We start from the raw sequence: 21,418 nt of genomic DNA, 5'->3' as shown, positions 1-21,418 counted from the left end.
TTACTACGTATCTTCACATGGCCCCTGGAAGAGTACCAATGAGTATACTCTCCATCAAATCATCTTTTCAGGCTTGACCCACTCATCATATTGTTCTGGGGACAAATACCCTGTCTTGATTGCCGCTTCCTTCAGAGTAGTGTTTTCCTTGAAAGCAAGCTTGGCGATTTCAGCTGCTTTTTCATAACCAATATGAGGATTCAAGGACGTGACAAGCATAAGTGACCGGTCAACATGCCCAGCAATGACATCCAGATTCGCTTCAATGCCTTCTGCACAGTTATCATTGAAGGATCTCATTCCATCTGCCAGCAGTCTCGCGCTTTGCAGGAAGTTATAGATGATGACAGGCTTGAATACATTCAACTCAAAATTACCCTGACTTGCCGCGAATCCGATTGTCGCATCATTTCCGAAAACCTGGGTTGCCACCATTGTCAGTGCCTCACTTTGCGTTGGGTTGACTTTGCCGGGCATGATGGAGCTGCCTGGTTCATTTGCAGGTATGGAGAGCTCACCAATCCCGCTTCTTGGGCCGCTGGCAAGCCAGCGAACATCATTAGCAATTTTCATCAAGTCAGCTGCCAGTCCTTTTAATGCACCGTGAAGGAAGACAATCTCATCATGCGATGTCAGTGCCTGGAATTTATTCGGTGCCGAACGGAACGTTTCTCCTGTCTGGCTGGAAAGCTGGCTTGCTACCTGGTCACCGAAGTCTTTCGCTGCATTTATTCCTGTTCCGACAGCTGTCCCGCCTATTGCCAGATCTCTCACATATTTGAGGCCATCCTCGATCATTTGTTTATCTTTTTCGAGCATCGCTTTCCATCCGCTTATTTCCTGCCCCAATGTAAGCGGGGTCGCATCCTGGAGATGGGTTCTGCCGATTTTGATGATTTCATTGAATTCCTGTTCTTTTTTCCTTAACGTCTCCTTTAGGAGCTCGAGCGCAGGCAATACTTCAGCCGCCACTTTTTTTACAGCTGCAATATGCATCGCTGTCGGGAAAGTATCGTTCGAACTCTGTGACATATTCACATCATCATTCGGATGGACTTTTTCTTCCGCCTGCTGCTCTGCAAGCAGTTCATTCGCTCTCCTGGCGACTACTTCGTTGACGTTCATATTAGACTGCGTTCCGCTTCCTGTCTGCCACACGACCAATGGAAAATGCGTATCGAATTGCCCGGCAAGAACTTCATCACAGGCCGTCTCAATCGCCTTTGCTTTTGTTTCCGATAGCTTTCCAGAAGCAGCATTCACTCTGGCTGCCGCTTTCTTTACTTCAGCAAAAGCATAGATCACTTCTATTGGCATTTTTTCCGTTCCAATCTTGAAATTCTGTTTGCTTCGCTGAGTTTGTGCACCCCAGTATTTATCTGATGGCACCTTAATTTCACCGATCGTATCCCTTTCAATCCGATAATCTGACAAAACGATCCCTCCTCAATCTAATTATTTACTTATCTAAACATTTCAAACATTTCCGCTTTCAGGATACCTTTTTTAAAGCTGGAATAACAGAAAAGTGCATTTGCCTCAAATGCAAAAAGCGGAAGCAGTCATGAGTGCTGCTTCCGCTTTCATTATGTCTTTTTTTGCCCAGGGTTATGCTTTATAAATTGCATATCCGATATAATAGCCCAGGATCATGATGCTCGCGATGCTTAAAGTTACTGTGAGTTCCGCCATCTAAACAACCTCCTGAAATTAATTTAGTTATTATTAAACTACCACAGGAAAACGTGAGTCAACGGGGATGTTTCGCAACGTTCTGTGACAAAAACAGGGATTATAGTGAGTTATCACACAGAGATAAGGCAGCTGAGGACATAAAAAGATCCACACCCCTTAAGAATGAGTGTGGATCTCTTTTTAACCTGCCTTCGATTTGTTTCCAAGCTGCAGCTGGTACATTTGATAATACTTCCCTTTAGATTCCATTAATTGATCATGGTTGCCTTTTTCCACAATACGGCCGCGATCCAATACAAGGATTTGGTCGGCATTGCGGATGGTCGACAGCCTGTGGGCAATGATGAAGGTCGTTCTTCCTTCCTTCAGGACATCCATCGCATCCTGGATGATTGCCTCGGTCTCAGTATCAATGCTTGAGGTTGCCTCATCAAGGATCAGGATGGCTGGGTCAAAAGCCAGGGCCCTGGCAAAAGAGATCAACTGCCTTTGCCCGCTGGAAAGTGTACTTCCCTTCTCAATCACCGGCTCATCATAACCATTTTCAAGGTTTTTCAGGACGCGGTCAGCTCCAACGCTTTGCAGTGCTTTCTCGACAGTATCCCTTGAGATCGAAGGGTGATCAAGGCTGACATTGGAAGCGATCGTCCCAGTGAAGAGGAACGGATCCTGAAGGACAATGCCCATATACTTACGCAAGGTCTGCCGGGGCATTTCTGAAATATCCATGCCATCAATCAAGATCTTACCTTCCTGTGGATCGTAAAATCTGAACAGCAGATTCATGATCGAGCTTTTGCCGGATCCTGTATGACCGACGAGTGCTACGGTTTCTCCTTGTTTAGCTTCAAAGTTAAGATCTTTCAGGACATATTCGCCTTCTTTATAACCGAAGGAAACATGATCGAAAGTTACATTTCCTTTATAGCGCGGAATCTCTTCCTCGCTGACATCAATTCCTTCCTCATCCATCAGTTTGAAAACTCGCTCCCCGGCAACCAATGCCTGCTCCAGATTAGCCAGCTGGTTGACGATCCCCTGGACAGGATTGAAAAGCCGGTTGATATAATCGACGAACGCATAAAGCATCCCCAGTGAGATAGCAGATGAAGGCTGCAGGGCCTCGCCGCCGAAATACCAGATGAACGCAACAAAAACGATATTCCTCAACACTGCGACAAGGTTATGAGAAGTCGATGAATTCAGGCTCAGCAGTTTATTCTGATAGGTGAAATGCTCGTTGTTGAGCTTCTCGAAATCCTTTTGTGTTTCTTTTTCCCGGCCGAACGCCTGGATGATGCTCATACCCTGTATTGATTCATTGATCACTCCGTTGATGTCGCTTACCCGTGAGCGAATGACATGATTATACTTCGATGCATATTTGCGGTATAGCTTTGCCCACACGAACAGAACTGGCAATAACAGCAAGCAGATTGCCGCAAGCCTGGCATTCAGAATGAACAAGGCAATATAGATGCCGGTAATATAGATGAAACTAGTAAAGAACGTGGACAGTACGGTTACATAAAGTTCACGTATCGCTTCTGTATCGTTCGTGATCCTGGCGACGACCTTTCCAGCTGGCAAATTATCAAAATAACGGATTGGCAGCCGCTGAATCTGCCGGAAAACATCCTCCCTCAGCTTCTGAATGATCCTGTTAGCTGACTTTTGCAGATAGAATCTCTGGCCATACTGAAAGATTGCAGCAATGATCAGCAAACCGAAATAGAAGGCCAGCAGCTTAATAATACCCGGAATTTCAGGCCGGTAAAAACCCATCAACTCCTCGCCTGACAGCAGTTCAGCTTCATACTGGGCAGCCTTAGCTCCTTTGTTGATCGTCAAGACCCCATCCTCATAACTGCGGTTGCCGTCAAATTCAATCTTTGCATCGACAAACACAAAATTCCTGCCTACCTGAAGAATTTGGGCAGAGTCCGTTTCCTGCTCCATATCTTCTTTTGTATATAAGTTGCCTTTATATTTTACAGCCCCGCTTTGTTCGTCTGTCGTATGCCAGACCGATTCAATCCCAAGGATATGGTGGTCGATCATCCGCTTGGCGATGAACGGGCCAGCAAGATCAGCGACGACAGCGACAGTCAACATGGCCAGCGCCACTAAAATGATTCTTTTATAATTTAATGCATATTGGAACAGTCTTTTTCCTGTACTCATTGGGAGTGCACCTCCTCTTCGACTGCTTCTGCCAGCTGCATGATATATTGAGCGTGGTACCAGCCTTTGGCCTCCATCAATTGTTCATGAGTACCTTCCTCAACGATTTTTCCATCTTCCAGGACAACGATATGGTCTGCATGCTCCACAGCAGATAATCGGTGTGTCGTGATGATGGTTGTTTTGGCATTCCGCTCTCTGCGGATATTATCTATGATCTTTTTCTCAGTTTTGGCATCGACTGCCGAAAGCGAGTCATCAAGAATCAGAATTTCCGGATCCTTGATCAAAGCGCGTGCAATCGAAATCCGCTGTTTTTGTCCCCCAGAAAGGGCAACTCCCTTTTCACCGACAAGGGTTTCCAAGCCTTCAGGAAGCATTTCCAAATCCTTGCGGAAAGCCGACAAATCAATAATATCCTGCAACTCCTTATCCGTTGCCAGCGGGTTTCCGAACAGGATGTTTTCTTTCACCGAACGGGAAAAAAGGATGTTTTCCTGCGGGACATAGCCCATCCAGCTCCTTGTCTGCCTCAAGCTGTGTTCCTGGATTGGCACACCGGACACAAGCAGATTTCCGCTGCCTTCAGGATATTCCCTGAGCAGCTGTTTGATCAAAGTCGTTTTGCCGCTTCCTGTCTTGCCAACAATACCGAGTGTTTGGCCGCGATTCAAATGCAGCTTAATTTGATCAAGATTATTCACTTTTGAAGAAGGATATTTGAATGTCAACTCAGACATCTGTATAGATTCAGGCTCATTGCCCTCTACCGGCTTAATCGGATCAGCAACATCTTCCTTGTAGGACAATGTTTCGTTCAGGCGGTCAAGAGAAGCGTTGCCGCGCTGCATGACATTAATCAGTTCTCCAATTGCGAACATTGGCCAGATGAGCATTCCCAGATAAACATTGAAACTCACCAGTTCACCCAGCGTCAGCTTCTGCTGGAATACGAGGAAGGCTCCATAGCCCAGGCCAATAAGGTAACTCAGCCCGACAAGAATTTTAATCGTCGGTTCAAATAAAGAATCAATTTTTGCGACTTCCACATTTTTGCGATAGACGTCTTCCGTCAACTCATGGAATCTTGACTCATCGGCTTTTTCCTGAACATAGGCCCTGATGACCCTTACTCCTGATACAGATTCAAGCACCCGGTCATTCAGCTCCCCGAATGCATCCTGGGCGGACGTGAATTTGGAATGAATCCTCTTCCCATATAGATTGATCAGATAGGCCATGATGGGCAGCGGGATAATGGAGACAAGTGTCAGTTCCCAGCTGATGAAAATGCCCATCGTAAGCACAATGGTCAGCATAAAAATGCTTGAATCGACCAGAGTCAAGACGCCGAAACCGGCCGTGATGGAAATGGCCTTTAGATCGTTCGTCGCTCTTGCCATCAAGTCCCCTGTCCGGTTCTTTTCAAAAAAAGCCGGAGTCATTTTAAGCATATGTTTCATGAAGCGGGTCCTCAGCTTCCTCTCAATCAGGAAAGCCCCGCCGAATAACTGATACATCCAAATATAAGTGATGAAATATGAGACAACTGTAATCAGCGCCAGCGCGCCAATATACTTAAAGATCAATTGCTTATTTATGGAGCCCAGTTGGATGGAATCAATGGCCATCCCAACGATTTTTGGCGGAAGTACATCGAGTATGCCGACAAAAATCAGCAATGAAATTGCAACACTGTACCTTTTCCAGTTTTCTTTGAAAAACCAGCTTAACTTTGATAATACCGATAACATGGTCAGTCACTCTCCTCTCTGTTGTAAAAACTGACTAGCCGCTTTCCAGATGTTCCTCTTTTACTAATTTCTTTACATTTGCGTTGACCATTTTGTTTCCTCCTTAAATATTTTTGGAATGGAACTTCGCTGGACATGAAAAAAGACATACCGCAGCATGCGATATGTCTTGAATCACTTGATAAAGACAGAAAAAGCACACGTCACGCGGATGCGCAACCCATGCCTTCAGCTTAATAGATAAAATTGATTAACAAGTCAATTATCGTAAAAGGATGGGTTACAAGTATTCAGTTGATCGTAGTTGGCGATTTTTACAATGTTCATATCAGTAACCCTCCTTTTAGTTATTTTTTCCATTACTTTGTAAGGTTATCACCTTAAGGGCAATTGTGTCAATTCTAACTTTTCGATATTTTTCATCATTTTTAATGATTTGCCGATTTCTTGTGCCAAATCTTTCTAACAAACAGCAGGTAAAAAAGCAGCGGCATGGGAGCCTGGATCAATCCCAATATCCCCCATAGCCAATAATTATGGCCATGCTTCCGGGCATTGGTAAACAGAAAAATGCTCTGCATTAATAAGATTACGATAACGACAGCCAGCATGAGTGGTGACAGTTCTTCGTTCATCAGCTGTCCACCTGCTTCTGCATTCCTTTGTATCCAGAAAAAGCGGCGATAGCCACTGTAACAGCCTGGAGCATATAGAATAGTATCGGCACTTCCAGCATTGTGAAGATGACCATTGTAAGGATCAGCCCGGCACACAAAATGAACCATGTCAGCTCCTTGAGGAATTTCTTTTTTTGAACCTTCTGCTGATTCAGCACCATTTGTTCAAACCACTTTTCATCAGGAGTAAAGGTGTCCATGGAATCCAATTTGTCCAGTCCATTATGAATCGCGCTGATGGTTTCAATTAATTCCTTATCCATTTGATCATCGTTTGACAAGATTCCCTTTTGGTTTTTCATCAACTTTCAGCTCCCTTCTAACGGCTAAAAGCCCGTGGTGGACTCTAGACTTTGCAGTACCAGCGGCGATATTCAGGATTTCACCTATCTCATCATATGAATATCCATAATAGTGCTTAAGAATGAGCGGGATCCTCATTTCATCTGACAGTCTGGATAAGGCGGCAAGTGCATCTGTCCATTCCTCATTCCTGGATTCCATATGCCATTGAAGCTTGCGAGACCTTGCTTCTCCATCGTTCCACTCACTTTCGCGCTTCTTCTTTCGGTGCTGGTCGATATACATATTTGTTGCGATGCTGATGAGCCACGAGGAGAACTTGGATTTCCCATTGAATAAGTGTATCTTCTCCACACATTTTGCCATTGTTGCCTGTGCCAGTTCTTCTGAGAGATCAGGATTCATCGTAATCTTCATCAGGTATTTCACCAGCAGGGGATAATGATTCCTGAAAAGCACAGCGAACGAACGGTGGTCACCTTTTTTCGCTTCAGTAATTAACTCTATTTCATCCATAAAAAGCATGCCTCGCTTTCCCCGCCACCCTATAAATTCATCTCTATCTTTTATTATTTATTCATAAGACGACGGAAGTAAAGAATCGTTCAAAAAAGTTTTTATTGGCTCAAAAAAAGAAAGCCCACAAAGGACTTTCTTCTATACTCCTGACTCTGCTGCGGCTTTTTCGACTCCAGCAGTCTGTTCTTCGGCAAGTTTTGGCAGGGCAATCAGATAAAATAAACCTACTAATGCAAGACAGCCGCCAACAATCCAATAGAGCATTTCAATTGTCAGCAAAACCGGGAAGCTATAGGCAATGAAAGCAAGCGTCAGCGACTGGGAGAGCATGGTCAGCGGACTGATCAGCCCCTGGACCCTCCCCATCATTTTAGGATCGATGATGCTTGGCAGCCATCCGCCAATCCCAACATTGATAAGCGGCAGTGCCAAGGCAGAGATAAAGAGAATGCCGAGGAATATGTAGATATTATTAGGAAGTGAAGCAAGAGCCGTGAAACTGCCAGCAATCAATAGTCCCGCTGAAATCAGGTGATATAGCTTAACTTTTTGTGAAAGCAGTGAAGCGATGAAGCTGCCAATCAATACACCGAATCCGAACACCAAACCGATAACAATCGAGTATTGCTCATAGGATTCTGGCGCAAGCTTATACTTCAGGATAAAGATCGGCATGACCGAGAAACCTCCATTGACGATACCGAAAATAAAGAAGCCGATGATCAAAGTAAATAGCAACCTGTTGCTCAATACGTAGGAAAACCCCTCTTTAAAATCACTGAAGACCATCTTGATATTCAGTTCCTTCAGTTTGTGTGGACCATTTGGTAGTCTAGCCTCAAGTGAAACCGCCGTTTTCTGAATCAAAAGAGCACTGATGATGAACGATAATGTATCAATCAAAATAGCGCCATAAATTCCAATCGACCAGTAAGCCAAAACTCCAAGACCATTGCCGAATAGCATGAACAAACTCATGACGAGCTGGTTCAATCCCGCAGCAGTCGTAAAATCCTCTTTCTTCAGAATTCCCTGCACCATTCCATGCTCAGCGGGGAAAAAGAACTTTTGAATGGCGCTCCTTAAAAACAGTACCGTAAAGACCAACGGCATCCAGCCAACAAAAATGGCCGCAATCAACGCAAGCGATAAACCAGCGCTAGTCCAATCACAATACACGGCAATCTTTTGCCGGTCCATCCTGTCAGCGAAAACCCCAATCAAGAAAAACACAGCCAGCATGGGCAAAGAATACATCAATTCAGTAATTGTCGCATAAGCAGGCTGGGAGCCGAACCGGTCAAGCAGGTAAAACATAAAGGCCGTCAAGCCGATTGTACTGCCCATTTGGGAAGTGAAATTTGCCAAAAACAACTTGGTGAAGCTGCCATTCCTGAAAATATCCGCAAAGTTTTTCATAACTATTTCTCCTCACAACTCATTTAGTATCTTCATGGTATCGCATCTTCCCAGTGCCAAAAAACTTTCTCCTGGCCGTTTCCTTCTCCTGCTTGAGGCGGATAAGAACCGTGCGGAGGTCGTATGCTGTTGCTGTTTCGGCTCCTTTTCCATGGAAAGCTTTTTCTGCAGGCTTTTATGCTATAGCCAACTCATTGGGATTTGCCTGTTTTAGGAGTATTTGAGCGCCAAGCTGATTCATTGGTGACCTTTTTTACTTGTTTCTGGCGTTTTTGGTCACCAATACGGCTTATTGGTGTCCTCTCTTTCCGGTTTCTGGATTTTTCGGTCACCAATACAGCTCATTGGTGACCTTTTTCTCCAGTTTCTGGACTTTTATGGCACCAATACGGCTCATTTGCAACCCATTTCTCCAGTTTCTGGATATCCGGTGCTCCAATCAGGCGTATCGGCGACCTCTTTTTCCATTTTTTTGGATGAATATTGATCTAATCCGGCTTATTGGTGACCTTTTTCTCCAGTTTCTGGGTATCAAGTGCTCCTATCAGGCTTATTGGTGACCTCTTTTTCCAGTTTCTGGTCTCCCAGTGCTCCAATCAGGCTTATTGATGACCTGATTCTCCATTTTCTGGATTTTCATGACTCCAATCCGCCTTATTGGTGACCTGATTCTCCATTTTCTGGATTTACAGTGCTCCAATCCGGCTTATTGGTGACCCATTTCTCCAGTTTCTGGATTTCTAGAGCTTCAATCCGGCTCATTGGCGTCCTTCTTTTCCGATCCCAGGAATTCGCAGTCACCATTTCTGCCAACATCGCCCATTTCACACCGTGAAGGTTTTCAAATCGCGATTACGGGGTAATAATCAACTAACCTACTAAAAAAAGTTTTTTAAAGGAGTTAATTATAAATGAAAGAGATTATGTCATCGAATGTAATGGTTCAAAAGAGATTTACAATGAAGAAAATGCTTGAAATCTATCAGGCTGCTAATAGATTGGATGGTGCCACTTACTTATACAGCCGTCAGAAGGCAGTAGAGGCAACCTCATTGTCCAAACTAGTATCCTTCCTGCTGACTGTCGAACCAAATACAACTTTAAAAATTATTATGGAAGGTAACGATGTAGAACCTAAATTGAACCAGCTGACAAAACTGTTAACAAACGAAGCTTCTGTACTTCGGGTGAAGCGCAAGCAACTAATCGAAACTACAGAATCTTTTCAAATATAATCATAGTAACTGAACATAGAATAGTTGAGGTGAATTTTCGTGGTAAGAACAATACTGATGATCGTCGGCGCAATCGTCGTGATCGGTTTCCTATTAAGATTACTATAATGACGTTTCAAAGGGGCTGCCAATGGTCAAAAACTAGACCGCAGGCAGCCTCTTTTTTATGCCGGCATCTGGTTGGCGGCCTGGCAGGGGATGAATCGGCACATGCTGATAGGATAACTTTTCATTTATCACAGTAAGTTACAATCTCATGCTATGACCCGAATACTTTCTGTCTGGGCTCCTCATTCTTTTCGAAGATGCTTCTACAATGGATTTGCACGGTTGTGGTTTAATAGCAACAAAGCCTGCGAAAACGGCACAAAAAAAACAGCGCAGTAATCCTGCGCTGTTTAAATTTAGTTATTATCATCTCATCCGCCGGTTCCTCCGGTGTCACCGGTATCTCCTTCTCCTCCTGTGTCACCTGTGCCACCAGTATCTCCTTCACCTCCTGTGCCACCAGTATCTCCTTCACCACCAGTGTCACCTTCGCCCCCAGTGTCACCTGCACCGCCAGTGTCTCCTTCGCCTCCGGTGTCGCCTGCACCGCCGGTATCGTTAGTATCGCCAGAATCATTGGTATCGTTGTTGCCAGTATTGGTTGTGGCAGCAGCCTCAGGTGTTTTTTCTTCTTCTTTTTCCTTTTTCTTTTCCGGCTTATCTTTCGGTACTTCTTTTTTCTTGTTCAGTTTCTTTTTTGCTGCTTCCCATTGCTTCTTGATCTTTTCTGATTCCTTTTTGACCCTTGATTCTAGTTCCTTTACAGACTTGGCACGTTGTTGCCTTTTGTGTTCCTCTATATATTTTGAAAGTGGAGGAACATTGAAGGATTCTGCTTTTGTATTTTTCAAGGCCTCTGACATGAAGTCCTTGAAAATCAGCGCGGCTCCTTCACTGCTTGTGGTCGTTAAATAATGTTCTTTATCTGTCTTGTCATAACCAACCCATACAGCGCCGACAAGCTGTGGAGTATATCCGACGAACCACTGGTCTTTCGTACCTTTGACCCCTTCAATTGGAACCTGGGTAGAGCCTGTTTTCCCGGCTAATTCCCTGCCTGGAATTTTTGCTCCTTTTCCTGTTCCGTCCTCGACAACACCCATTAACATCGTTGTCATTTTTTCAGCGGTCTCTTTTGAGATTGCCTTGCTTTTCTTACCCTTGTACTCGGCAATAGTATTGCCTTCTTTATCGACGATCTTCGTAATCGCATGCGTCTCATGCCGCTCTCCATTATTAGCAAACGCGGAGTATGCCTCTGCCATTTTCACTGGAGATACACCAGTGGATAAGCCCCCAAGTGCGAGACCCAGATTGCGGTCGTTCTTTGGATCGAGCTGAATGCCAAACTTCTCTACAGATTCCATCCCTTTTGCAATCCCGATTTCATCCAGCAGCCAGACGGAAGGCACATTCAATGAATCTCTTAATGCTTCATACATCGGCACTTCGCCTTTATATTTATCATTGTAGTTATGTGGCTTATAATCTTTGAATTCCATCTCCTCGTCCTTCAGCATGTCGGTAACACCCCAGCCTTCTTCAAGTGCTGGTGCATATGCGGCAAGCGGTTTCATCGTTGAACCTGGCTGTGCTTTTAATTGTGTCGCACGATTATAACCACGGAATACATGCTCGCCGCGGCCGCCTACAAGGGCACGGATGCCTCCGGACTTCGGGTCGACCAATACAGCCCCGCTTTGTACGATCTGTTTTTCCGTTCCTTCCGGGAACAATTCATCCTTCGCGTAAGTCGCTTCCACTGCTGACTGCATTGTCACATCAAGTTCGGTATAGATCTGCAGACCGCTCGTTAATACCTCTTCCTGGGTCAGCCCGTATTTTTTGATTGCTTCATCAATGACATGGTCTACGTAGAATGGGTAGCGGCCGCGTAACGGATCTCCGCCCTTTTCATTGAGAACAATTTTTTCGGCAACTGCCTCATTGTATTCCTTTTCCTCGATAAAGCCATGAGTATTCATCATTTGCAGGACGAGATTTCTTCTCTCAACCGCTTTATCATAGTTCTTGTGTGGATCCAACGCAGATGGCGCCTTGATCAGACCAGCGAGCATGGCTGCTTCGCTGACGGAAAGGTCTTGTACATTCTTGCCAAAGTAACCCATTGCCGCCTCTTTGATCCCCCATGAACCATTTCCGAAATAAATGCGATTCAGATACATTTGCATGATTTCATCTTTCGAATATTGCTTTTCAATTTCCCTGGCCATGAAAAATTCTTCGAGCTTCCTTTTGTATGTTTTTTCACTTGTAAGCAATGCATTCTTTGTCAGCTGCTGTGTGATCGTACTTCCGCCTTCAACAATGCTTCCTGCCTTGACATTCTGTACAAAAGCCCTTGAAATTCCCACAAGGTCCACCCCATCATGTTCATAAAAACGGTGATCCTCAATGGCAATGACGGCATTTTTGACATGTTCCGGTACATCTTCTATCTTGATTCCTTCATTTTTCAAGGCCGAAATCTTGCTTGCGACCTCTCCATTGGCATCGTAAATGACCGTAGACTGGGCCATGTCATCGTTCAATGCGCTGATGTCAGCCCCCTCCGAATAAACATGGAAAAAGCTCAAGAACGCCAGTACTGCTGTTGAAACAGACAAAACAAGCACCTGGTTCATATGTAACCTTTTCCAGCCTCTTAAGAAACGTGTTGCTATCGAATTTTTGCTCACTGAGCACCCCAACCTTTTAAAAATAGTTTAGAAATATGACACTTTCTTTTACCCATTTTTCAAAAGGATTAACACATATTGGCTAATAACAAGGAAAAAAGACATAATACGGCAATATTTCTATCATTTGCCAGCGGGATTTTTTAATTGGTTGTGCACGTACAGGAATATAAAAAAGACCAATCGACAAATGTACGATTGGCCTATCATTGATTATTATAGTCATCATTTATTATTTGCTGCTGACTGGCAGAAGCCATGTCCTTATCCCGAAGAAGCGTCTCCATATACATATAAACGATCTGCTTTGTTTTATCATCAGCTTGTATGACATCAAGGTGCTGCAGGCATTTCCGTATTGTCGGATGCATTGCCATTTGAGAATTCATTCCCATATTGGCCACTCCTTATCTCTTAATGAAAGATTTATAAAAATGTTCGCCAGTCTTTGATGACTTATGAGGGTATGCTGGATTATTTTAAAGCGTTAGTTCTTTTTGAAAAAGGGTAATGAACAATAGATAAGAAGTACTAACCCTGGAGGTAGATGAATATGGCTGGAATAAAAAATGTGGTTCTCGCTTATGATGATTCCGAGGGTGCACGGAAAGCCCTTCAATTGACGAAGGAGTTCACAAGAAACATAGACGGAGTCAAACTGTTTGTCGGTCATGTATATGAAGAAAAGGTAAAAAATGAACTGGTGGAATCTACTGACCGCCCAATCGAGCCCCTGCCGATTAACAGCTTTCCCGCGGATGGGGTCCAGGTGCCTCCATTGGCAACAGAACAAGGTGCTTTTGATAAATCAGAGCACGCAATCATTACTCATAGCGCTGAAACAGCCTTCAATAACGCAAAGGCTGAACTTGAAGTCCTTAATATTGACACTGATTTTTCAATCCTGGAAGGAAACCCGGCAGAAGGTATATTGGAATTCGCCAGGGATGTCGATGCAGATTTAATTATCATCGGCCAGTCCGGGAACGAAGGAATCAAGCGAAAGCTACTCGGAGGCGTAAGCCAAAAAGTTGCAAATAATGCCCATTGCCATGTACTTATAGCAAAATAAACAAAGCAAGAGCCGGGTAAAGGCTGCCCGGCTCTTGCTGTCTGAATTATTCATTCATCGCTTGGGAGGCAAGTTCCTCCAAACGCTCCCTGGTTTCTGTTTCTTCAAAACTGCTGAAAATCCGGAAATCATCTTCGTCGAGAATCCTGTAATGCTGACTCAGAATATTTTGCTGCATGACAAAGCCGCCATCCCTGGCTACTTCCCGCCACCAGACTTTTCCTCCCAATGTCTTTTCTTTTCGGTAATCCGTACCTTCATGGGCGATCGTTTCAAGGACCTCAAGTGGTTCGTTGCCGAACAAAAACTGAATCGTCTCCGTTTCCCTGAACAAGGCACTGATTGTCACGACTGTTGACCATCCGGCCTGAACCCTGCCTTTTTCAATCTGGACAAGTGTCTTTTTGGAGATTCCGATGATGTCAGCCATTTTATCCTGGGTATAACCAACCTCTGCTCGCAGCACTCTCAATTTCTCCGATACCCTGCTTATAATTTCATCTCTCGTCATCCGCTTCATCCTTTTTAGTTCTTTAAGTGTAATTTTACACTTGTTTATTCGAAATTCAAAATACTTTTTATCATTTCATACTGAAATGATAGAAAAGAAGCATAATTTTTCCCGGATTTAAATAAAAAGGTTCAGAATTTGATGATTCCGAACCCCTTTTTCTTATTTGATTTGTTTTTTCTGGCTGATGCCGCAGCTGCTGGAGCACGAGCTCTGGATGGAGCAGGCAGCGCATTTTCCTTCTTTTGACTTCTTGATGAATCGGTAGAAGGCCCAGCCGGCATAGCCGAATATGGCCCCGCCGATCAAAATATTTGCGATCATGTTCCCTTCCTCCTTCGAGCTTCTTTTAGCTGAATCCCATCAGCATTCCGCCCTGGTAGATGGCCAGTGACAAAAGGTAAGCGATGACAAGTGCATAACCGATTGAAAAAGCGGTCCAGCGTTTTGAGCCTGTTTCCTTATAAATGGTCGCAGTAGTCGCGAGGCAAGGAATATACAGCAGGATGAACACCATGAAGCTGTATGCAGCAAGTGGTGTATAATGAATCGCCAGCAGCCCCTGGAGGCTTGCTTCATCCGGGACAAAGTAGATGATGTTCATCGTTGAAATAATCGCTTCTTTAGCCAGGAAACCAGTGAAAAGTGAAGCACTTGCCTGCCAGGTTCCGAATCCTATAGGAGCCAGCAGAGGAGCAAAGATTCCCCCCAGAAGCGCCAGATAGCTTTCATCCATGCTGACATTCATGCCGTCTGGACCGGCATAGGCGAGCAGCCAGATCAGGACAGAGCCTGCAAAGATGAAAGTACCGGCTTTTTTTACGAATCCTTTTCCCTTATCCCAAGTGCTTCTCCAAAGCGCTTTTGCCTGCGGCATTCTGTATGGAGGCAGCTCTATGACGAAAACGGAGCTTTCCCCTTTCAACAGTGTCTTTGAAAAGACCTTGGCCAGAATAAGGGCGATTGCCACCCCTAGTACATACAAACTAAGAACCACAGCGGCCTTATGCCCTGTAAAAAAAGCACCGACAAACAAAGCATATACAGGAAGCCTGGCTGAACATGACATCAGCGGCGTCAGCAGGATGGTCATTAATCTCTCTTTTGGTGTCTCAATCGTCCTTGCCGCCATGATGCCTGGCACATTGCAGCCGAAACCGATCATCATCGGGATGAAAGCCTTCCCGTTGAGGCCTACAGATTCCATCAACCTGTCCATGACTAGCGCGACACGGGCCATATACCCTGAATCCTCGAGCAGGGAAATGAAAAAGAACAAAATGAAGATTTGTGGTACAAAGACAAGAACTCCACCTACCCCGGCCACAATTCCATCAAGCACAAGGTCTTTTATAAATGAGGATGCTCCTGCCCAGTTCAGTGCCGCCGCGATACCAGCTGTCACAGGTCCGGATAAGATTGTGTCCAGTTTATCTGAAAGCGGGAAGCCAAGCCAGTCAAAGGTAAGCATGAACATGATATACATCATGACAAGGAAGATCGGAATCCCGAGGAATTTATTCGTCACAATCATATCAACTTTCTCAGTCAATGGTATTTTTCCATTTTCCGGTCTCGTTGTAGCAGCAGATACAATTTTATCGATCGCTTCACTTCTTTTGCGATGTATTACCTGGTCCAGCGCTTGTTTGCTCCCTGATTGTTGTTGCTCTGTAACAATGATAGAGTCGACAAGTGATTCGATTTCTTCCGATGGCAAAAAGGCAGTCAAATAGTTTTTAACATAGGGATTCCCTTCAAACAATTGAATGGCCAGCCAGCGAACAGGAAATCGTGTCCTCCCATCCAATTTCAGCCCCAGCTGGAGGATTCCCTCCTCTATTGCTTTTCCATAATACACAAGATTTGTTTTGCCAGTTCCTGACGGTTCTCTTGTCGCAAGTTCAGCAAGTTCGTTACAGCCCTTTCCTGATCTTGCCACGACAGGAGCAACATGGACCCCTAATGATTTTGACAACTGTTCAATATCGACTTGTATGCCCCTGTTTTTTGCAACGTCAAGCATATTCAAACCAATAGTGATCGGGGCGCCATATTCCAGAAGCTGCAGGGTAAGGTGCAAATTACGCCTTAATTGCGACGCATCGAGGATATTCAAAAGTTTCTCGAACGAATCCTCCAGGAAAAAGTTCGTAACCACACCCTCATCCTTCGACAATGGATTGAGCGTATAGACTCCTGGTAAATCAATCAGCTGATCCTTTCCATTCTTGAAAAGGCCAACTTTCTTTTCGACCGTTACTCCGCTCCAGTTGCCAACATATTCATATGATCCTGTTAAGTTATTAAATAACGAAGTTTTTCCGGTATTCGGATTGCCGATAAGCGCTATGTTCATCATACTCGCTCCACTTCGATCCGTAATGCTTCCTTGCGGCGGATACCTATGCATTGGCCGCATGATTCAACCATGACCGGGCCGCCAAAAGGCAGAATGCATTTTATGCATACTTCCGATCCTTCAGAAATCCCGAAATCAAGCAATCTTCTTCTGACATATTTGTCAGTTCCAGCAATATTCATGATCCGGCCTTTTTCACCAGTCTTTAATTTTCCCAGCATAGCCATCACCTTTTTTCAGTTTGTTAGTTTTTTATATCTAATTGAGAATGATTATCTTTATTTAATCAGTTTCAGGTCACTTTCACTGTGACATAAATCACAAAACACACTTATAACATATGAGAATATGGAAAACTCCATAGAATTGACAATTTTTCCGAGTTTCAGTTTCACGCTCATCACATACCTTAACGGGTATATTATAAAGGTGAAAAAGGAGAGCTGAATGAATTGTCAGCTCTCCTTGATATATCACATTTTATTGCTTACAAGTGTCGATTTGACCATCCTTGATGGAGCATAGCCAATGACAAGAATAATGATAATTGCGCTTAAAATCATACTTGGAATCATATAGGTTCCGTTATAGATGAGTGAATACAGCCAAGCCGGCTGTCCTTCTGGCGCCCAAACTCCGAAAAAGACCCAGCCGGAAAAGAAATGGGCGATAAAGCGAAGCAGGCTTCCAAGGAAGGTCCCCGCGATGATCAATCCTATCCACCTCTTTTTATATCCATTCCTGATATTCTCTTGGATCTGTCTTGCAAAAATACCGGCAAACCCTAATACAGTGAAGGCCACCAAATAATCGATGATTCCCTGGACAGGATGGAATATTTGCGAGAATCCCAGGATGAATTGCAGTAGTCCCAGCAGAAGCCCTGTGATGGCTCCTCCCTTGATTCCCCAGCGAAATGCCATCAGGAAAACCGGTACCATCGCGATTGATACTGAACCGCCCTGCGGCCAGATTCGAGAAAATAAAAATCCCGAGAATAAATCCAACAAATAAGCCAGTGCGGAAAACACTGCCACTTCCACTAAAAATAATGTTTGTTTTTGCTTCATAACTGTTCCTCCTTCTTTCCAGAATGAGGTCCGTTTTCAACACGCCTTTTCTGCTTCAGAAACAAAAAAAGCAATCAGGGGATCGATATAGGATTCCCATGATTGCTTTCCTATCGCATCCACATTCCTTCGCTAGCATTAACTAACAGGTTCAAAGGGTAAGAACTCGGCCGCTCACTCTCAGCTGCTCTCTGGCAGCTCCCCTTGTGGTTATTATTTAGTTTCTACACTATGAATATACTACTTCTTCTTTCTTATCACAAGTTAAATATTATTTTTCCAATCCTTGTCGAATCAAAAAAGACAAATCTCACCTCAAGTTGCTAAAAATATCGGTCTTTTGTCACGTTTTTATCGATTCGACGCTATTCAGCGGATGTTCTCAATTTTCGACAAAGGGATTTCGAGCTGCACCTCGAATCTTTAATATCGAAAAGAAAAACTGGGGGACTTAATAAAATGCTGCCAATCACGGATAACCGTTTGCTTAGCTTCCTGACTAGTGAAAGGGAACAACTCATTGCCGACTGGGCTGTAAAAATCATCGTCTCGGAAGATGATCCATATAAAGAAAAAATAACCAAGAACGCTGAGAAAATGTATGAAATCATTCTCTCTGTTTTTTCCAAGACAAATGAAGAACTGGAGGACCACCTCCAAAAACTTGCCTTTATGGTAGGAGAAGAACGAGTTCGCGCAGACATCAATATTGGGGATTTTGTCTACAATGTCAATTCAGGACGATCTGTACTTTACAAGCACCTGCACAAAATGAAAATGGAATGGGAAGATATGCAGGAGTCCATCAACCGAATCAATTACTGTTTTGATACCTTCCTGTATTACGCAGTATCTTACTACAATGAACAGAAAAACAAAATCATTGAGGAAAAAAACCAATTCATCGACTCCACCCATAAGGACCGGCTGACATTGCTCGGCCAGATGACGTCAAGTTTTATCCATGAATTCCGCAATCCGCTGACTTCTATCCAGGGATTTATCCAGCTGTTGAGATCCGAACACGAGGATATGAAGTATCTTGATATCATTTCCGGGGAGCTTGAACAACTCAATTTCCGGATCTCTCAATTTCTGCTTCTTTCTAAAAAAGAACTAATTGGAAAGGAAAAAAAACTTTTCTCATTAAACAGAATGATTGATGAGGTTTTAAATTTCCTTTATCCCAGCATCCTCGACACCAATGTACGGATTGCCAAGGAAGTAGCAGATGACATGGAATTGTATGGATATTCCGATGAAATCAGACAGGTCTTGATCAATATCATCTTTAATGCAATTGATGTGTTGAGCCAGTATCGTGCTGACCCTAAAATTGAAATCAAGGGATACTTCGTGAATGATACACATATAAAAATCGAGATTTCCAATAATGGACCGGTCATTCCCGACCAGTTGCTGAAGACGATTTTCGAGCCATTCGTCACAACAAAAACGCTCGGAACCGGCCTAGGGTTATTTGTCTGCCGGGAAATAATCGAGAAGCACAAAGGCATACTTGCATGCTCATCAGAGCCAGATAAAACTTCATTCATCATGCTTTTGCCATTAATAAGGATGGAGAACTAACATCACAAAAAGACCCTTGCCGGTGCCGGCAGGGTCTTTTATTTAGGCTCTTTTCTCAAACTTTGTTGCTATTGACTACTAAATTGGATTGAATGACCTAGTTTTCTTTATAAAATTCAAGCTTATTATGAGAAAAGAGCTTGCACACTTAAAAACGAACTGCAAAATTGCTTATAGCACGTTAAAATCGGCTTTAAGATTTTAACAACAATCTTTACGAAAACAGCCTTTATTTATTCTTAATATTCAAGTGTACGATTGTCCTCTGTACTTGTGATTCTTCTTTTCTCTTTTTGAACAACATGTTTTTTCTCCGTTTCAGCAACAATGACTGCACATGCTGCATCTCCTGTGATATTCACAGCTGTTCGCGCCATATCAAGAAGACGGTCAATTCCCAGGATCAACCCGATGCCTTCAACAGGCAGGCCGACAGACTGGAGAACCATTGCCAGCATGATCAAGCCTACGCCCGGCACACCTGCTGTTCCAATACTTGCAAGTACAGCCGTTAAAACGACTGTCAACAGCTCAGTCATTGAAAGGTCTACTCCATAAACCTGGGCAATAAAGACAGTCGCTACACCCTGCATGATTGCAGTTCCGTCCATATTGATCGTAGCGCCAAGCGGCTGGACAAAGCTTGAAACAGATTCAGGAACGCGAAGATTCTTCTGGGCAGTTTCCATTGATACAGGAAGCGTTGCGTTGCTGCTTGATGTACTGAACGCAACCCCCATAGCCGGAGAGAATCCTTTGAAGAACTTGAAAGGATTCATTTTCCCCAGGAAGTATACACTTGATCCATAAGTCATCACAGCATGGATTACTAAAGCAAGAACTACAACGAGCATGTATACACCCATAGCCTTGATAGCGTCAAGTCCCTGGCTGCCGATAGCAGTTGCAATCAAACCAAATGTTCCGTATGGAGCAAACTTCATTACAAGTCCTACTAAATACATCATAATGTCATTGCCCTGTTCGATTAGGTTCAAAATTCCTTTGGTCTTATTACCCAGGGCAGTCAATGCTATACCGATGAAAATCGCAAAAACAATTACCTGAAGCATATTTCCTGTTGTCAGTGCTTCAAATGGGTTCGCCGGAATAAGATTTAAAAAGGTTTCACTTACTGGCGGTGCTTTTTCAGCTTTGAATTCAGCTCCAGCAGTATCAAACTGGCCCATCAAACCTGGCTTGATAAGGTAGGAAAGAGCAAGGCCTATTATAATTGCAATTGCTGTTGTAGCTAAAAAGAAGCTTACAGTCTTAAAACCAATCCTGCCGAGTTTCTTCGGATCACCCAGTCCTGCGGTACCAAGAATGATTGAAAACAGGACAATGGGCACGACAAGCATACTAATTAAATTGATAAATATCTTCCCTAGTGGCGTAAATAAGAATTTATCTAAAATAGTGAACAATTCAGGTGAAAAGATGTTAAGGATAAGCCCGGTCATGGCACCAAGTCCAAGGCCTATCAATATTTTAGTCGTCAGTTTCATAATCTTCCTCCCAGTTTAAAAAAGTATAAAAAAGAATGTAAAGATTTTTTCCCTCTTTCATTCCCTATAAACCACCTTTCGGCATTTAGAATTAATTCCCATTTGGGTTCTTACTGGAGGTATAGGATGTTTTATTTAAAGACCGATTCTGAGATCAGCGTTAATCTGTTTGGTTCACAGGACGCCAGGGAATTGTTCTGGCTTTTGGATACAAACCGAAGTTATCTGAGGAAATGGCTGCCCTGGGTAGATGGAATTCAATCACCGGGACAAATTCATTCTGTTATTCAAATGTGGGAGAAAAGTTCCCAAGAAGGGAGCAGCTTTCACTTTGGGATTAGATACAGAGGAGTCCTTGCGGGAAGTATCAGCCTTCATGCGATTGACTGGAACAACTCACAGGCAAGCATCGGCTACTATTTAGGTGAAAAATGGCAAGGCAGGGGCATCACAATCAGGGCAGTAAATGCAGTGATTAACCATGCCTTTTACGGACATGGATTAAACAGAATTGAAATAAGATGCGGTAAGGACAATCAAAAAAGCAAGGCTATACCAGTTAAACTTGGTTTTCGCAAGGAAGGAATCATACGCGACGGGGAATACTTGAATGGCAACTTTCACGACTTGATTGTATATGGACTTCTGGCTAGGGAGTGGAATGGCCGGTCAGCTGCATTCTATTAGTCATCTTATGGTTATTTGCTCTTAAGATGTACCGGTTGTTTCCAGTAAGAATGGCTTGAAACAGCAAAAAATGGCAGGGGGAAGA

At 43.7% G+C, this 21,418-nt stretch carries 20 protein-coding genes and 1 riboswitch; of the genes, 4 read left to right on the top strand and 16 right to left on the bottom strand.

What is annotated here, in order from left to right; translation table 11 throughout:
- Positions 1–54 precede the first annotated feature (54 nt).
- The 8 genes from fumC to FS736_RS24090 all read right to left on the bottom strand — a co-directional run bounded on the left by fumC (position 55) and on the right by FS736_RS24090 (position 9,367).
- Positions 55–1,434 (bottom strand): class II fumarate hydratase, encoded by a 1,380-nt coding sequence (fumC, locus tag FS736_RS00505; protein WP_144474416.1) that lies wholly within the window; start codon positions 1,432–1,434, stop codon positions 55–57.
- 441 nt (positions 1,435–1,875) lie between these two features.
- Positions 1,876–3,879 (bottom strand): ABC transporter ATP-binding protein, encoded by a 2,004-nt coding sequence (locus tag FS736_RS00500; RefSeq protein ID WP_144474415.1) that lies wholly within the window; start codon positions 3,877–3,879, stop codon positions 1,876–1,878.
- Positions 3,876–5,633, bottom strand: coding sequence for an ABC transporter ATP-binding protein (locus FS736_RS00495; RefSeq protein ID WP_144474414.1), 1,758 nt, complete (start codon positions 5,631–5,633; stop codon positions 3,876–3,878). Before FS736_RS00495 ends, FS736_RS00500 begins: the two co-directional genes overlap by 4 nt.
- A gap of 428 nt (positions 5,634–6,061) precedes the next feature.
- Complete coding sequence (locus FS736_RS00490) at positions 6,062–6,268, bottom strand: sigma-Y antisigma factor component (protein WP_186326623.1); 207 nt, start codon at positions 6,266–6,268, stop codon at positions 6,062–6,064.
- A complete protein-coding gene (locus FS736_RS00485) occupies positions 6,268–6,612 on the bottom strand; it encodes a YxlC family protein (RefSeq protein ID WP_144474413.1) in 345 nt (114 codons plus the stop codon). The genes FS736_RS00490 and FS736_RS00485 overlap by 1 nt, the downstream gene beginning before the upstream one ends.
- Positions 6,578–7,129: an RNA polymerase sigma factor SigY gene (sigY, locus tag FS736_RS00480; protein ID WP_144474412.1), complete on the bottom strand. Its 552-nt coding sequence runs from the start codon at positions 7,127–7,129 to the stop codon at positions 6,578–6,580. The genes FS736_RS00485 and sigY overlap by 35 nt, the downstream gene beginning before the upstream one ends.
- A gap of 141 nt (positions 7,130–7,270) precedes the next feature.
- Positions 7,271–8,551: an MFS transporter gene (locus FS736_RS00475; RefSeq protein ID WP_144474411.1), complete on the bottom strand. Its 1,281-nt coding sequence runs from the start codon at positions 8,549–8,551 to the stop codon at positions 7,271–7,273.
- 654 nt (positions 8,552–9,205) lie between these two features.
- Positions 9,206–9,367, bottom strand: a complete 162-nt coding sequence (locus FS736_RS24090) for a hypothetical protein (protein WP_186326622.1) — start codon at positions 9,365–9,367, stop codon at positions 9,206–9,208.
- 95 nt (positions 9,368–9,462) lie between these two features.
- Between FS736_RS24090 and FS736_RS00470 the strand changes: the two genes are divergently transcribed.
- Positions 9,463–9,786 carry an HPr family phosphocarrier protein gene (locus FS736_RS00470; RefSeq protein WP_144474410.1) on the top strand — a complete coding sequence of 108 codons (324 nt, stop codon included), beginning with the start codon at positions 9,463–9,465 and terminating at the stop codon, positions 9,784–9,786.
- Between the two features lie 419 nt (positions 9,787–10,205).
- On the opposite strand, the gene FS736_RS00465 is transcribed toward FS736_RS00470, so the two are convergent.
- Entirely contained in the window at positions 10,206–12,479 is a 2,274-nt protein-coding gene (locus FS736_RS00465; RefSeq protein WP_186326645.1) for a transglycosylase domain-containing protein, read from the bottom strand.
- 260 nt (positions 12,480–12,739) lie between these two features.
- Positions 12,740–12,928: a hypothetical protein gene (locus tag FS736_RS00460; RefSeq protein ID WP_144474409.1), complete on the bottom strand. Its 189-nt coding sequence runs from the start codon at positions 12,926–12,928 to the stop codon at positions 12,740–12,742.
- Positions 12,929–13,086: 158 nt separating this feature from the next.
- Here FS736_RS00460 and FS736_RS00455 point away from each other — a divergent pair, with 158 nt between their 5' ends.
- Positions 13,087–13,605, top strand: a complete 519-nt coding sequence (locus FS736_RS00455) for a universal stress protein (protein WP_186326621.1) — start codon at positions 13,087–13,089, stop codon at positions 13,603–13,605.
- Between the two features lie 46 nt (positions 13,606–13,651).
- Here FS736_RS00455 and FS736_RS00450 read toward each other — a convergent pair whose 3' ends face one another.
- From FS736_RS00450 to thiT, 5 genes are all read right to left on the bottom strand, one after another.
- Positions 13,652–14,116 carry a helix-turn-helix transcriptional regulator gene (locus FS736_RS00450; protein WP_144474407.1) on the bottom strand — a complete coding sequence of 155 codons (465 nt, stop codon included), beginning with the start codon at positions 14,114–14,116 and terminating at the stop codon, positions 13,652–13,654.
- Between the two features lie 162 nt (positions 14,117–14,278).
- The gene (locus tag FS736_RS00445) at positions 14,279–14,440 is read right to left on the bottom strand and encodes a FeoB-associated Cys-rich membrane protein (protein WP_144474405.1); all 162 of its coding nucleotides are present in this window, start codon (positions 14,438–14,440) and stop codon (positions 14,279–14,281) included.
- Positions 14,441–14,465: 25 nt separating this feature from the next.
- The gene (gene feoB / locus FS736_RS00440; RefSeq protein WP_144474967.1) at positions 14,466–16,475 is read right to left on the bottom strand and encodes a ferrous iron transport protein B; all 2,010 of its coding nucleotides are present in this window, start codon (positions 16,473–16,475) and stop codon (positions 14,466–14,468) included.
- Positions 16,475–16,699 carry a FeoA family protein gene (locus FS736_RS00435; RefSeq protein WP_144474403.1) on the bottom strand — a complete coding sequence of 75 codons (225 nt, stop codon included), beginning with the start codon at positions 16,697–16,699 and terminating at the stop codon, positions 16,475–16,477. Before FS736_RS00435 ends, feoB begins: the two co-directional genes overlap by 1 nt.
- 252 nt (positions 16,700–16,951) lie before the next feature.
- Positions 16,952–17,548 carry an energy-coupled thiamine transporter ThiT gene (thiT, locus tag FS736_RS00430; protein WP_144474401.1) on the bottom strand — a complete coding sequence of 199 codons (597 nt, stop codon included), beginning with the start codon at positions 17,546–17,548 and terminating at the stop codon, positions 16,952–16,954.
- A gap of 107 nt (positions 17,549–17,655) precedes the next feature.
- Positions 17,656–17,763: riboswitch (TPP riboswitch) on the bottom strand.
- Between the two features lie 244 nt (positions 17,764–18,007).
- Here thiT and FS736_RS00425 point away from each other — a divergent pair.
- Positions 18,008–19,138: a histidine kinase N-terminal domain-containing protein gene (locus tag FS736_RS00425; protein ID WP_144474399.1), complete on the top strand. Its 1,131-nt coding sequence runs from the start codon at positions 18,008–18,010 to the stop codon at positions 19,136–19,138.
- 239 nt (positions 19,139–19,377) lie between these two features.
- Here the strand turns inward: FS736_RS00425 and FS736_RS00420 are convergent, their stop codons facing one another.
- A complete protein-coding gene (locus FS736_RS00420) occupies positions 19,378–20,646 on the bottom strand; it encodes a dicarboxylate/amino acid:cation symporter (protein ID WP_144474397.1) in 1,269 nt (422 codons plus the stop codon).
- A gap of 126 nt (positions 20,647–20,772) precedes the next feature.
- On the opposite strand from FS736_RS00420, the gene FS736_RS00415 reads away from it, so the two are divergent.
- Entirely contained in the window at positions 20,773–21,333 is a 561-nt protein-coding gene (locus FS736_RS00415; protein WP_144474395.1) for a GNAT family N-acetyltransferase, read from the top strand.
- The last annotated feature ends 85 nt before the right edge of the window (positions 21,334–21,418 follow it).

It is taken from the genome of Cytobacillus oceanisediminis 2691, from assembly GCF_007678455.1.
In the GTDB taxonomy this organism is placed as follows: Bacteria; Bacillota; Bacilli; order Bacillales; family Cytobacillaceae; genus Mesobacillus; species Mesobacillus oceanisediminis_A.
This window is presented reverse-complemented; position numbering and strand designations above follow the sequence as displayed.